This is a genomic window from Allobosea eneae, from assembly GCF_042657265.1.
GTDB classification, from domain to species: Bacteria; Pseudomonadota; Alphaproteobacteria; order Rhizobiales; family Beijerinckiaceae; genus Allobosea; species Allobosea eneae.
Map to the genome: position 1 here is coordinate 347,814 of NZ_JBHSLW010000010.1, position 12,805 is coordinate 360,618.

The 12,805-nt window shown below is 64.5% G+C and carries 10 protein-coding genes; 4 read left to right on the forward strand and 6 right to left on the reverse strand.

Annotated features, from left to right (window positions below; translation table 11 throughout):
* The first annotated feature begins 188 nt into the window (after positions 1-188).
* Entirely contained in the window at positions 189-3,371 is a 3,183-nt protein-coding gene (locus ACFPOB_RS09925; RefSeq protein ID WP_377797918.1) for an efflux RND transporter permease subunit, read from the forward strand.
* A gap of 98 nt (positions 3,372-3,469) precedes the next feature.
* Here ACFPOB_RS09925 and ACFPOB_RS09930 read toward each other — a convergent pair whose 3' ends face one another.
* Both ACFPOB_RS09930 and ACFPOB_RS09935 read right to left on the reverse strand, forming a co-directional pair.
* Positions 3,470-4,555 (reverse strand): helix-turn-helix domain-containing protein, encoded by a 1,086-nt coding sequence (locus tag ACFPOB_RS09930; protein ID WP_377797919.1) that lies wholly within the window; start codon positions 4,553-4,555, stop codon positions 3,470-3,472.
* Positions 4,555-5,325, reverse strand: coding sequence for a hypothetical protein (locus ACFPOB_RS09935; RefSeq protein WP_377797921.1), 771 nt, complete (start codon positions 5,323-5,325; stop codon positions 4,555-4,557). Before ACFPOB_RS09935 ends, ACFPOB_RS09930 begins: the two co-directional genes overlap by 1 nt.
* A gap of 162 nt (positions 5,326-5,487) precedes the next feature.
* Between ACFPOB_RS09935 and ACFPOB_RS09940 the strand changes: the two genes are divergently transcribed.
* Positions 5,488-6,393, forward strand: coding sequence for a DUF3108 domain-containing protein (locus ACFPOB_RS09940; protein WP_377797922.1), 906 nt, complete (start codon positions 5,488-5,490; stop codon positions 6,391-6,393).
* Between the two features lie 13 nt (positions 6,394-6,406).
* Here the strand turns inward: ACFPOB_RS09940 and ACFPOB_RS09945 are convergent, their stop codons facing one another.
* Positions 6,407-6,718 (reverse strand): hypothetical protein, encoded by a 312-nt coding sequence (locus ACFPOB_RS09945; RefSeq protein WP_377797924.1) that lies wholly within the window; start codon positions 6,716-6,718, stop codon positions 6,407-6,409.
* A gap of 45 nt (positions 6,719-6,763) precedes the next feature.
* Positions 6,764-8,842 (reverse strand): prolyl oligopeptidase family serine peptidase, encoded by a 2,079-nt coding sequence (locus ACFPOB_RS09950; protein WP_377797926.1) that lies wholly within the window; start codon positions 8,840-8,842, stop codon positions 6,764-6,766.
* Positions 8,843-8,974: 132 nt separating this feature from the next.
* Here ACFPOB_RS09950 and ACFPOB_RS09955 point away from each other — a divergent pair, with 132 nt between their 5' ends.
* The gene (locus ACFPOB_RS09955; protein WP_377797928.1) at positions 8,975-9,634 is read left to right on the forward strand and encodes a TetR/AcrR family transcriptional regulator; all 660 of its coding nucleotides are present in this window, start codon (positions 8,975-8,977) and stop codon (positions 9,632-9,634) included.
* 239 nt (positions 9,635-9,873) lie between these two features.
* Here the strand turns inward: ACFPOB_RS09955 and ACFPOB_RS09960 are convergent, their stop codons facing one another.
* Complete coding sequence (locus ACFPOB_RS09960) at positions 9,874-10,020, reverse strand: hypothetical protein (protein WP_377797931.1); 147 nt, start codon at positions 10,018-10,020, stop codon at positions 9,874-9,876.
* Positions 10,021-10,040: 20 nt separating this feature from the next.
* Positions 10,041-11,339 carry a GNAT family N-acetyltransferase gene (locus ACFPOB_RS09965; protein WP_377797932.1) on the reverse strand — a complete coding sequence of 433 codons (1,299 nt, stop codon included), beginning with the start codon at positions 11,337-11,339 and terminating at the stop codon, positions 10,041-10,043.
* 208 nt (positions 11,340-11,547) lie between these two features.
* Between ACFPOB_RS09965 and ACFPOB_RS09970 the strand changes: the two genes are divergently transcribed.
* Positions 11,548-12,648: an ATP-grasp domain-containing protein gene (locus tag ACFPOB_RS09970; protein WP_377797934.1), complete on the forward strand. Its 1,101-nt coding sequence runs from the start codon at positions 11,548-11,550 to the stop codon at positions 12,646-12,648.
* The last annotated feature ends 157 nt before the right edge of the window (positions 12,649-12,805 follow it).

The following is a 12,805-nucleotide window of genomic DNA, read 5'->3' on the forward strand; positions in this document are numbered from 1 at the left end:
CATGAACACAGTCCGAGCCGGATCGAGCTCGGCACGGTTTACGGGCTTTCTGGAGCCGTCGTGGTCATGGGTTCCGGGTTCGGGCCTCTGGCCCGCCCCGGAATGACGAAGTGGCTTCGCATCCTACCCTGTTCGCTCCCGCCGGCCGCTTCGGGACCGGCGGGGCCGCCGCCTTGAAGGGGCACCCCATGAACCTCTCGAAGTTCTTCATCGACCGGCCGATCTTCGCCGGCGTCCTTTCCGTCCTGATCTTCCTCGCCGGCCTGCTGGCGCTGCGGGCCCTGCCGATCTCGGAATATCCCGAAGTCGTGCCGCCGACCGTGGTGGTGCGCGCGCAATATCCCGGCGCCAATCCCCGGGTCATCGCCGAGACCGTGGCGACGCCGATCGAGGAGCAGATCAACGGCGTCGAGGGCATGCTCTACATGTCGAGCCAGGCGACGACCGACGGCGTGATGACGCTGAACGTCACCTTCAAGCTCGGCACCGACCCGGACAAGGCCCAGCAGCTGGTCCAGAACCGGGTCAGCCAGGCGGAGCCCCGTCTGCCGGAGGAGGTGCGCCGCCTCGGCGTCACCACCATCAAGAGCTCGCCGGACCTGACGATGGTGGTGCACATCACCTCGCCGAACGGCCGCTACGACATGACCTATCTGCGCAATTACGCCGTCCTCAACGTCAAGGACCGGCTGGCGCGCATCGACGGCGTCGGCCAGGTCCAGCTCTTCGGCTCGGGCGACTATTCGATGCGCGTCTGGCTCGACCCGCAGAAGGTCGCCGAGCACGGCCTCTCGCCCTCCGACATCGTCCGCGAGATCCGCGCCCAGAACGTCCAGGCAGCGGCCGGCGTCATCGGCGCCTCGCCGAGCGGGCCGGGGCTCGATCTGCAGCTCTCGGTCAATGCGCAGGGGCGCCTCGCCAGCGAGGAGGAGTTCGGCGAGATCATCGTCAAGACGGCCCCCTCAGGCGCGGTCGTGCGCCTGAAGGACGTCTCCCGCATCGAACTGGGCGCTGCCGAATACGCGCTGCGCTCGCTGCTCAACGGCAAGTCGGCCGTCGCCGTGCCGGTCTTCCAGGCGCCGAACTCGAACGCCATCGCCATCGCCGACCGCGTCCAGGAGACGATGCGCGAGATCAAGCAGAACATGCCGGAGGGCGTGGACTACGCGATCGTCTACGACACCACCCAGTTCGTGCGCGCCTCGATCAGGGCGGTGATCACCACGCTGCTCGAGGCGATCGCGCTGGTCGTGCTCGTCGTCATCGTCTTCCTGCAGACCTGGCGCGCCTCGATCATCCCGCTGGTCGCCGTGCCGATCTCGGTCGTCGGCACCTTCGCGGTGATGTATCTCTTCGGCTTCTCGATCAACGCGCTCTCGCTGTTCGGCCTGGTGCTGGCGATCGGCATCGTCGTCGACGACGCCATCGTCGTGGTCGAGAATGTCGAGCGCAACATCGAGAATGGCCTCAGCCCGCGCGAAGCGACCTACAAGGCGATGCGCGAGGTCTCCGGCCCGATCATCGCGATCGCGCTCGTCCTCGTCGCGGTCTTCGTCCCGCTCGCCTTCATCAGCGGCCTGACCGGCCAGTTCTACCGCCAGTTCGCGCTCACCATCGCGATCTCGACGGTGATCTCGGCGATCAACTCGCTGACGCTGTCGCCGGCGCTGGCCGCCCTGCTGCTGCGTGGCCATGACGCCCCGAAGGATGCGCTGACCCGCGGCATGGACGTCCTGTTCGGCTGGTTCTTCCGCGGCTTCAATCGCTTCTTCAACCGGTCGTCCGAAGCCTATGGCGCCGGCGTCACCCGCATCCTCGGCCGCAAGACGGTGATGCTCGTGCTCTATGCCGGCCTCGTCGGCCTGACCGTGATACTGTTCCAGAAGGTGCCGTCGGGCTTCGTGCCGGGCCAGGACAAGCAGTACCTCGTTGGCTTCGCCCAGCTCCCCGATGCGGCGACGCTCGACCGCACCGAGGACGTCATCCGCAAGATGGACGCGATCGCCCTGAAGCATCCCGGCGTCGAGAATGCGATCTCCTTCCCGGGCCTGTCGATCAACGGCTTCACCAACTCGTCCAATGCCGGCATCGTCTTCGTCGGCCTGAAGCCGTTCGACCAGCGCAAGGACCCTTCGCTCTCGGGCAACGCCATCGCCATGCAGCTCAACAAGGAGTTCGCCGGCATCAAGGAGGCGTTCATCGCGATGTTCCCGCCGCCGCCCGTCCAGGGTCTCGGCACTATCGGCGGCTTCAAGCTGCAGATCGAGGACCGCGCCGGCCTCGGCTACAAGGCGCTCGACGAGGCGACCAAGGCCTTCATGGCCAAGGCCGCGACGGCGCCCGAGCTCGCCGGCATGTTCTCGAGCTTCCAGGTCAACGTGCCCCAGCTCTATGCCGACATCGACCGCACCAAGGCGCGTCAGCTCGGCGTTCCCGTCACCGATGTCTTCGAGACGCTGCAGATCTATCTCGGCTCGTCCTATGTGAACGATTTCAACAAGTTCGGCCGCACCTACACGGTGCGCGTCCAGGCCGATGCGCCCTTCCGCGCCTATCAGGAGGACATCGGCAAGCTCAAGGTCCGCTCGAATTCGGGCGAGATGGTGCCGCTCTCGGCCGTGCTCAATGTGCGCACCGATGCCGGCCCCGAACGTGCCATGCGCTATAACGGCTTCCTCAGCGCCGACATCAATGCCGGCCCGGCCCCCGGCTTCTCCTCGGGCCAGGCGCAGGACGCCGTCACCCGCATCGCCGCCGAGACCCTGCCCAAGGGTTTTGCCTTCGAATGGACCGAGCTGACCTATCAGGAGATCCTGGCCGGCAACTCCGCCGTCCTCGTCTTCCCGGTCGCGATCCTGCTCGTCTTCCTGGTGCTGGCGGCGCAATATGAGAGCCTGACCCTGCCGGTGGCGATCCTGCTGATCATCCCGATGGGCCTGCTCGCGGCGATGGCGGGCGTCTGGTGGAGCGGCGGCGACAACAACGTCTTCACCCAGATCGGCCTTGTCGTCCTGGTCGGACTATCCGCCAAGAACGCCATCCTGATCGTCGAATTCGCGCGCGAGCTCGAATTCGAGGGCCGGACGCCGGTCGAGGCCGCGATCGAGGCCAGCCGCCTGCGCCTGCGGCCGATCCTGATGACCTCGCTCGCCTTCGTCATGGGCGTGGTGCCGCTGGTGCTCTCGACCGGGGCGGGCGCCGAGATGCGCCAGGCCATGGGCATCGCGGTCTTCGCCGGCATGATCGGCGTCACCGCCTTCGGCATCTTCCTGACGCCGGTGTTCTACGTGCTGATGCGGAGGCTGTCGGGGAACAAGCCGCTGCGCCAGCATGGGGTGGAGGGGAAGGGAGAGCTTGCCGAGGCGGCTTAATGGGTGGCCGGCGGGGGGCGTGACCCTGCCGGCGTTTGCCTCAATTGAGGGCTCTGCCATGCTTGAGTGCACGGCAGGGCCTTTGGCATTTCGGGGGGCTACTCCGCCTTAGATTCTACAAGAGATAGGCTCGGCCGTTGCGGGCGGGAGGACAACGGCCCAGTGAGGCCAAAGACAAGAGTCTCAACTTCGTCCCATGGCAAATTCAAATCGCTGGCTATGTCACTCTTGGTGATGCCTTTTGACCAGAGTGCTGCAAAAACTTTGGGTAGCAACGTAGATGTTTCCCTCTCTACGCCCAATGGTTCGCCTGTTCTGTAACCCCTCTGTCCGAGGTCGATAATAATCGACCGGTAGCTCCAATCTGAAAGCATACCAATCTGATGCAGGCGAGTGGCCAAGGCCATCGCCGAAACCTTCCATCGTATCTTTGCCTTGATGATCTGAGACGAGCTGTAGATATGAGCAAGAAGGCTCTTTAAGTCTGCGTCAGGCATCAAAAATGCTGAGGCAAAATGATTTGCTTGCCGTTCAGCGTCATCTTCCGGCATCGATTCTGCTTGGGCGTGGAAGTGCAGAACGAGGTGCCCTAATTCGTGGGCTGCATCAAAATTGGAGCGCTCAGCCGTCTTCCTCTGGTTTAGGAAAACATAAGGGTGGTCCGCATGCCAAAATGAATAGGCGTCGACGTTGTCAGTGTTCTCTGTGAGAGACAACACGCGAATGCCCTTCGACTCGAATAAGCGCAATATATTACCGATGGGCCGATCTCCCAGTCCCCAATGCTGACGAAGCAGTCGGGCTGCTACTTCTGGCCGTCCCTGTTCCCTACTCAAATCAATCAAATCTGGCGCTGGCAGATTGAACTGCGCATCTATCCATTGGTAGAGAGCGATTCCGTTTGATCCTGCCGCCAGCGACGCATTGCGTTCCGCCGCCTTCATTTTCTTCAGGCTGCGGAACGACACAGCTTTCGGTTCAAGCACCTCGGGCCTGTCCATTAAGAAAAAGGCCCGTGGGTAGCCCAATGCCTTGGCAAATTTGTCCACGGTTACGTCATCGGGCTGATGGCCGTTCTCAACTTTTGAGACGGTTACATCTGTAACACCTGCCGCTGCTGCCAGTTCTTTTCCTGTTAGCTTCCTTCGATGGCGAGCTACCTTCAGCCTATCTGCGCAGAACATCACACTGTACGATCTTTAAAGGTCACTGAAACGTCGAAATCTTCGACAGGGTCATTCTCTGGGTCGAGACGCGCACTCCAATCGTCGTTAGGTTGATCGATGAAGATCCGCTCTACGAAATCTGAATATCGCTTGTTCGCAATAACAGGGCAGGACAGCTCTACGCTACCGTCTTCACCAACCATAACAAAGTAGGTGATAATCTGATCGCTGTGCGGATCCTTGGTGTCGTCACTTGGCAACCGGTCCACGTCGGTCTCAAGGACGAAACCATAGAAATCAAACAGCGGTAGCCGGCACAGGCGGGCTGACCCGCTTCCCTTTTCCGAGCGCGGCATAGGAGGGAAATGGGGATCGCACGAACGGTCCACATTCTGATAGCCGATGCGAATACCCAGTCGATGGTTGATCACTGCCTCAACGCCGAGCGTCCGATCAATCACCCATTCGCCGTCCAGAAGTTTGCTGCGAAGAGCACCAACTCCATGAATGTAGGCGAGCGTGCCCGGCGCATTCTGCGGCATCAAAGGGCTAGCATCGTCGGACGCTGCCCGCGCAGAGTCGCGGACGGCGAGCATCTGATCGATCGTCAGTCCGAAATCAGCCAGCCTGCGGCTAACATCTATCGGCTTGTCGATGACGGCGGTTCGGAAAGGCGGCATAAGCGTTTCCCGTTTAAGAATCGATCCCACATTAGAGGGGAAGAATCTTAAACGCACAAGAGGAAAACGAGATTTGGCCGCGGCGTGTTGTTCGAGCCCCGGCGACACTGAGTCCTCCATCGCCCAATCCACGTTCGCAACCCGTCGCGCCTTCGTGCGTGGCGGGGCTCTCTTCGTCCGCGCTACAACGGCACATCGCCTCGGCGCTGTGACACCGGGCGGTCACGTGGAGGGAAGGGGACCTGCCGGTCCTGTGCGGGAGTGATGCGGATGCTCGGGCGCGAATGCGACAGCGATGACGCCGAGGGGCTGCGCGGCTGTGCAGCCTCTCCGGCGACGGCGATGCTGCCTGAGCGCGGCGGGAGGGCAGCCGGCATCGCATCGAGACAGGCAAGGGCCATCGCGGCAGGCGCCCTGATCGCCGGCGCGTTCGCCTGCGCCGCGCCCTCGGCCGCCTCGGCGCGCGAGCTGCGCCTTCGCTACGATGTCACGGTGCTGGGCGGGGTCACGCTCGGCGAGATCGAGGTGACCTCGATGATGGACCGCGCCGGCTATCGCATCGAGATCCGCACGAGGCCCTACCGGGCGGCCCAGCTCGTCGGGGCGGCCGAGCAATCCGGCAAGGTCGAAGGCCGCTGGGGCCGCGGCGGGCCCGAGCCGCGGCTCTATCAGGCCAACGGCTCGTGGCGCGGCCGGGCCTATGTCAGCGAGATACACTATCCGCGCGGCGTGCCGACGATCCGGCGGCAGGAGCCGTCGAACGAGGATCGCGAGGCCGTCCCGCCCGAGCTGATCCGCGGTGCGGTCGACTCGCTCTCCGGCCTCGCCGGGATGCTGAAGAAGGTGGCGGAGAGCGAAAGCTGCGACGGCTCGACGGCGATCTATGACGGCCGCCGCCGCTCGGTCGCGGTGATGACCTCCTCGGCCAGGGTACAGGTCGCCGACCAAGGCCCGTTGAACGGCCGCGCGCTGCGCTGCGGCTTCACCGTCCGGACCATCGCCGGCTTCCGGCATGACGACGATCGCGAGGCGGCGATGCGGCCTTTGAAGGGCTCGGTCCTGATCGCGCTGCGCGAGGCCGGCGCGTTTCCCGTGCCCCTGCGCTTCGAGGTGGAGACGCGCTGGTTCGGCACAGTCGCGGTCCAGCTCGCCGGACCGCCTGCCGCGGCCGATTGAGCGCTGGTGCCTACTACCAGCGATCGTAGCGCCGGTAATAACCATGGCGCGGCGGGGGAGCATAGGGCCGGCCATAGCCGGGACGACCATAGCCGTAGCCATAGCCGCGCCGGCGCTCCTGCCAGCGCTGCTGGCGCGCCGCATGCTGCATGATCATCAGTCGGCGGCGCTTGGCCTCGGTCATGGTGAAGGCGGCCGGCAGCTCGTCGAGCTTTGCGGCGAGGCTCGATGGCAAGGCTTCGCTCGCCTTGGCATCCGAGGCGAAGGCAGGCGAGACCAGCGCGGCGCCGAGCGTGATGGCGGCTGCGATCGACAATCGGTTCATTGGGTATCTCCAGTCCATGGTTCGGATGATGTTGGAGCGGTGTGCTCAGGAGCGGCCGGTCTCGAGCCCGGTCCAACGGGCGGCGAAGGCCCACATGTCGGCGGCCTCGGCGATGACCTTGTCGAGCGGCTTGCCGGCGCCGTGGCCGGCGCGGGTTTCGACCCGCAGCAGGCGGGGCTTGCTGCCGATCTCAGCGGCCTGGATGGCGGCGGCGTATTTGAAGCTGTGGCCGGGTACGACGCGGTCGTCTGCGTCGGCGGTGGTGACGAGGATGGCGGGGTAGGGCTTGCCGGCGGCGATGTTGTGATAGGGCGAGAGGCGCAGCAGGTTCTCGAACGCCGCCTTCTCCTGCGGATCGCCGAAATCGTATTTCCAGAAGGTGCCGCCGGTGAAATGGTGGAAGCGCAACAGGTCCATCACGCCGACGCCGGGCAGCGCGGCGGCGAAGAGGTCGGGGCGCTGGTTCGTCACCGCGCCGACGAGCAGGCCGCCATTGGATTCGCCCTGGATCGCGATGCCGTCCGCGCGGGCAATGCCCTCACCGCGCAGGAACTCGGCCGCGGCGATGAAATCGTCATAGGAGTTCTGCTTATTCAAGAGGCGGCCGGCATCGTGCCAGGCCCGGCCATATTCGCCGCCGCCGCGGATATTGGCGATCGCGAGCGTGCCGCCCTGCGCGACCCAGGCCAGCTGCGTCGGCGCGTAATAGGGCGTCAGGCTGATGGAGAAGCCGCCATAGCCGTAGAGCAGCGTCGGCGCCGGCGCCTGCACGCCCTTGCGCCTGATCACGAAGACCGGCACCCTGGTGCCGTCCTTCGAGGCGTAGACATGCTGCTCGACCGCGATCTCGCCGAGGTCAAAGCCGATCGTAGGCTCTGCCCAGACCGTGCGTTTCCCGGTTGACACTTCGTAGCGATAGATCGTCAGCGGCGCATTGAAGCTGGTATAGGCCAGGAAGGCCTCGTCATCCGCCAGCGTGCCGCGGATGCCGGCGCTGCCGATGCCGGGAAGCTCGATGATGCCGTCCGGCCTTCCGTCGAGCCGGTGGCGCCGAAGCTCGGTGCTGGCATCGACCAGATAGGACAGGATCAGGCGGCCGCCGACGAGCCAGCCATGCTGGAGAGCAGCCTCGTCCTCGCCGACGATCTCGCGTGGCTGTAGCGCCGCCTCGGCGAGGTCGAAGGTGACGATCCTGCGGCGCGGCGCGCCCTCGCTGGTGACGACGAACAGCGTCGTGCCGTCATTGCCGACGGCCGCCCATTCGGCAGCGAAATCCGCGCCGGCCACGGGGCGGACCGTCCAGTCGGCGCTCGTCAGGTCGGCCACGCTGACCATGGTCATCGACGCACCCGGCGTCGAATGGATGACCAGGTAGCGCCCGTCATCGCTCACGCCGGCCAGATGCAGGAGATCGGGGCGATCGGGCGTCGCATGGACCAGCCGGTCCTGCGCCTGCGCCGTTCCCAGCCGGTGGAAGTAGATGGCGTGATTGGCGACGTTCGCCTGCGCCTCCGTGCCCGGTTGAGGCTCGGGATAGCGCGAGTAGAAGAAGCCCGAGCCGTCCTTCGCCCAGGCGATATTGCCGAAGCGCACCCATTTGATCGCGTCGGCCAGGGTCTCGCCGGTGGCGACGTCGAGCACCTTGATCTCGCGCCAGTCGATGCCGCCGCGCTGCACGCCATAGGCGACATGGGCGCCGTCATGCGAGGCGTCCCATTCGGCGATGGCGTCGGCGCCATCCTCCGACCAGTCGTTCGGTTCGAGCAGCAGCCTGTCGGGGCCGTCGACGCCATCCCGGACATTCAGCGTCGCCTGCTGCTTCAGGCCCTGCCGCATGGTGTAGAAATAGCGGCTGCCACGCTTCAGCGGCACGCCTGCCTGCTCATAGTCGAACAGCGCCGTGATCTGCCGGCGGAACGCCGCCTGAGCGGGCAGGGCGTCGAGATAGCGGCGCGCCAGCGCGTTCTGTTCTTGTGCCCATCCAGCCACCTCGCCATCGCGGTGGGGATCGTTCTCCAGCCAGCGATAGGGATCGGCGATCTCATGCCCGAAATGGCGCTCGGTGACGTCGATGCGTCGCGTGGGCGGATAGGGGAGTGGCATCTTGATCTCGCTGGCGGTCATGCGCGGTCACCTCGTCGGCGATTCTGGTCAGGAGTGATCTCGTCATTTGTCACTTAGTGACATATAAAATGTCAGTAGGTGGCATAATTATGACGACTTGAATGACTTTGGTTTCGGGAGCACATGAAGAGGATGAGTAGGAGCCGCGCCCGAGAAAACACCCGCCTGGAGCTGTCCAGGCACGCGGCGCGGCTGTTCCTGGAGCGGGGCGTTGCCGAGACCAGCGGTGACGACATCGCCGCGGCTGCCGGCGTTGCGACGCGCACGCTCTGGCGGCATTTCCGGTCGAAGGAGAGCGCGGTCGAGCCGCTGTTCGCCCACTCGTCGCTGCGATTCGCCGACATTCTGCGGCGCTGGCCGCGCGATGTCGCGATCGAGGATCTGTTCCATGCCAGCCTCGGCCCCGACAAGATGACGCCGCAGGACCTCGCCGATGACATCCTCGTCGTCAGACTCCTGGCCAGGCTTCCGGAGGAGCCGGCGCTGCGAGCCGCCTGGCTGATGTCCTGTCACATCGGCGAAGAGGAGCTAATCGAGCTCATCGCCGAGCGCCTTGATCGTCCGAAGGGCGATTTCGACGTGCGCCTCTGCGCGGCGACCGTGATGGCGGCGATCAGGATTGTCGACGAAACCGTCAGCCTGGCCGCGGTGAAATATGGGCTCAAGACGACGACGGCCGAGATCAACGAGCATCTCGCGCAGGCGATCCGCAAGGCTGCTACCTTGCCGTTCTGCGATCCGGTCACGCCGCGGATCTGGCCTGGCGGCAAGCTCATGCCCGCCTCAGCTTAATCGGCGACCTGCTCCGTCTCGCATCCTTCGCCCAATGCCGCATCACCCCGATCCGCGTCTGCACCCCGTCGCGCCTTCGTACCTGGCGGGGCTCTCGTCGTTCGCGCTACGACGACGCATCGCCTCGGCTGTGTGACACCGGGCGGTCACGCGGCGGGAAGGGGCGAGCCGGCCCCGTGCGGGATGATGCGGATGCTCGGGTGCGAATGCGACAACGACGACGCACAGCCGCTGCCAGGCTACGCTGCCTCTCCGACGGTGATGATGCTTGAGCGCGGCGAGAAGGCAGCCGGCATCGCATCGAGACTGGCAAGGGCCGTCGCGGCGGGCGCCCTGATCGCCGGGGCGCTCGCCTTGGCCACGCCCTCGGCCGCCTCGGCGCGCAAGCTGGGCCTGCGCGATGATGTCACTGTGCCGAGCGCAAGCCCCGCCAATAGGCGCGCACCGTGTCGCGCGCGGCCTTCAGCCAGCCTCGTCCCCGGCGATACGTCAATTCGACGATCATGAAGAGCGTGCCCGAGACGGAGCCGCCGCGACGGGCGTCGATGACGATGTCGACCAGTTCGAGCCGTTCCGGCCAGATCGCGGCGTGAAACGAGGTCTCCGAGCCGTTGCAGCTGTCGAAACTCGCCAAAGCGGGATCGGACAGGAATTTTGCCGTCACCAGCTCGGAGAGCTGGCGGCCGGGCCCGAAGCTGGCGAACGCCTCGTCATAGGCCATCTTCCAGCCGAAGGCGCGCGAACCGGAGCGAAGCCAGATCGAGAAGGCGATCCAGCGCTCGCCCTGCCTCAGCGCTTCAATGCTGGCGCATCCGGCCTGCACCAGACCGTCGATCATCTCCGCTGCGAACGGCACCAGCGCCGGGTCGAGCCTTATCGCCCAGCCGCTGTGCTCCCTCTTGCCCTTCCAGCCGCTGGCTTCGATGTGAAGGAACGCCTGGAAAGCATCGGCGATCTCCGCCCCGCGCATCAGGGCGACAGGCTCGATGCCGGCTTCCGCCAGGCGTCTGCCTCGCCTGCGGAAATCCTGCCTTTGTTTCGCGGACGCTCCCGGCTGGTCCGGGAGCTCCCTGGCGGCTCGGCGCGTCAGGACCGCTCGCCGCCGCCGCCCCACGACCAGAGCGCGGGACCGGCGCCGGGCGAGAACGTCACGCAGGCTGGGCAGCAATCGCCCATCCGCATTCAGGTCGGACGCGACGATGATCCTGGGAAGACCAGGCTGCGCGGCGATGGCATCCAGCATCTTGTCGAGAACCTCCGAGACCAGCCCGGCGTCCACGACCGGCGTTCCGGCAAAGACGAGCCGGTTCAGCGCCGTATCGAGAACGCTGAAGAAGCGGCGGCGCTCCGGGAATTCTGCCAGGGACCAGGCGCCGACGAGCACCCGCCTGAAGCCGGACACTCGCCAGACCAGCGCGACCACGATACGACGACCACCATGCGCATCGGCTGCAAGCGCGATTGCCGGATGCATGTATACGTTCGGGATCAGCGCGCGATCGACGAGGTCGTCCCAGTCATCGCGATATCGCGCAAAGTCGGAGGCGGTGACGATCTCCGCTTCCAATCTCGCGGCCTGGTCGAGCCGGTAGGCAGGGTGGGTTCGGACTGTCCTAGAGGAAGGCGGCAGGCGAGAGCGCCGGTCGCCGCGCGCCATCGTGCCCGATTGCGTGTCCAGTCTGTTGAGAGGATCGGCCTCGTCCACCGGTACCCCCCGAGGACCGAATGCGATGCCTCATGATCTACGAAGAGCTCGCGCTTGCGAGGGGATAAATCGGCTTAACACTATTGGTCCGCGGCAGATCGGTTGCGATGCGCCGGCAAGCAGGCAAATATGACGCGATAGGGTAGAACGGAAAGAATTTCCAGATGTGCTCCATTCTCACTCGGCGCCCGAGACGGGAAGCCGAGCAATGACCGGTCGCGCAATCCTTCTGGCAGATAGATTTCGAATGGAATATAGGATATTGAAAGCAGTATCCCTATATTTCAACGATATTCATATCATCGGCACAGGCGATGGCGCCTGGCTCAAACATTCTCGTCACTGTCGCGCCTTTCACGAATTGGGAAAACCATTCGCGCTGGCCGGGCCTGGCGAAGCGGATGCGATCGATCACTACGCCAAGGAGCACCAGATCGCCTGCATCCTTCCGACTTGCGGACATACGACACGTTTTCTCGCCAGCTACTCGGAGCGGTTCGAGACACCTTGCTTTCCGATTCCTGCAACAGACGCCTTCGATCGGCTGAACAACAAGCTGACATTTCATCAGCTGTGCCTTGATCTCGACCTGCCCACGCCCGACACGCGGATCTTCGAGACCTGGTCCGAGCTGCGAGCCGCTGCCTCGACCGGAGCGTTGAGCTATCCCTTCATCGTGAAGCCGCCGAGCCTGGATGGCAGCTGGGGTGTGCGCAGGATCAACGGACCGGAAGATTTGTGCGGACAGGTCGACTACAGTCCGATCCTGGCGCAATATTTCATTCCCGGCCGGGACCTCTGCGTTTTTTACCTCTGCGAGCGCGGAAACATCGTCGGCCAGGTGGCGTACACCTTTGCGCGCTACGGCATTCGCTTTGTTCAGCGCCCCAGGGTCGATGCTTTCAGTCGGGCGATCGCGGCGCATCTGGCGCTCGATGGCGTGATTGGCTTCGATCTTCGCGAGAGAGCGGACGGCCAAGTCTTTTTCATCGAGAGCAATCCGCGTTTCTGGTTCCGGATGGATGTTGCGGCACTGGCGGGCTTGGACTTCATCCGTGCAGCGCTGACGAAGGAGCCCCTGAGACAGGGGCCGCCGGATGGGCTGGAGTTGCGTAATCGCGGCCGCCTCCTCAAGGCAGCTGTGCTGCCTTGGCGGCTCAATTGGCTGGAGCGGCGGGTGATCCGTGAATTCGCCCGCGATCCGCTGCTGCCGTTCCTCGAGCTGCTCGGCAAAACAAGATCCGCCGGCCCGGTGGTGCCGAAGGATCGAACGATCGTCACGATACCGGCGAACGTCACCCCTTACTAGAGCATTTTCGAGCGAAGTGGATATCGGTTCGCGTGAAGAAAATGCGATAAAACAAAGGCCTAGCAGGCTGTTGAAAAACCCGCTCGCCGCAGGGCATTCGGCGTGATTCATTGTCTTCGAAGGGGTTCGGAGATCGGTGCATGCGCGGTGACGACAA

Excerpts from the sequence above, each read along its gene's own strand:
- ACFPOB_RS09925 (WP_377797918.1), top strand. The coding sequence starts at position 189 with ATGAACCTCTCGAAGTTCTTCATCGACCGGCCGATCTTCGCCGGCGTC.
- ACFPOB_RS09930 (WP_377797919.1), bottom strand. The coding sequence starts at position 4,555 with ATGTTCTGCGCAGATAGGCTGAAGGTAGCTCGCCATCGAAGGAAGCTA.
- ACFPOB_RS09940 (WP_377797922.1), top strand. The coding sequence starts at position 5,488 with ATGCTCGGGCGCGAATGCGACAGCGATGACGCCGAGGGGCTGCGCGGC.
- ACFPOB_RS09945 (WP_377797924.1), bottom strand. The coding sequence starts at position 6,718 with ATGAACCGATTGTCGATCGCAGCCGCCATCACGCTCGGCGCCGCGCTG.
- ACFPOB_RS09950 (WP_377797926.1), bottom strand. The coding sequence starts at position 8,842 with ATGACCGCCAGCGAGATCAAGATGCCACTCCCCTATCCGCCCACGCGA.
- ACFPOB_RS09955 (WP_377797928.1), top strand. The coding sequence starts at position 8,975 with ATGAGTAGGAGCCGCGCCCGAGAAAACACCCGCCTGGAGCTGTCCAGG.
- ACFPOB_RS09970 (WP_377797934.1), top strand. The coding sequence starts at position 11,548 with ATGACCGGTCGCGCAATCCTTCTGGCAGATAGATTTCGAATGGAATAT.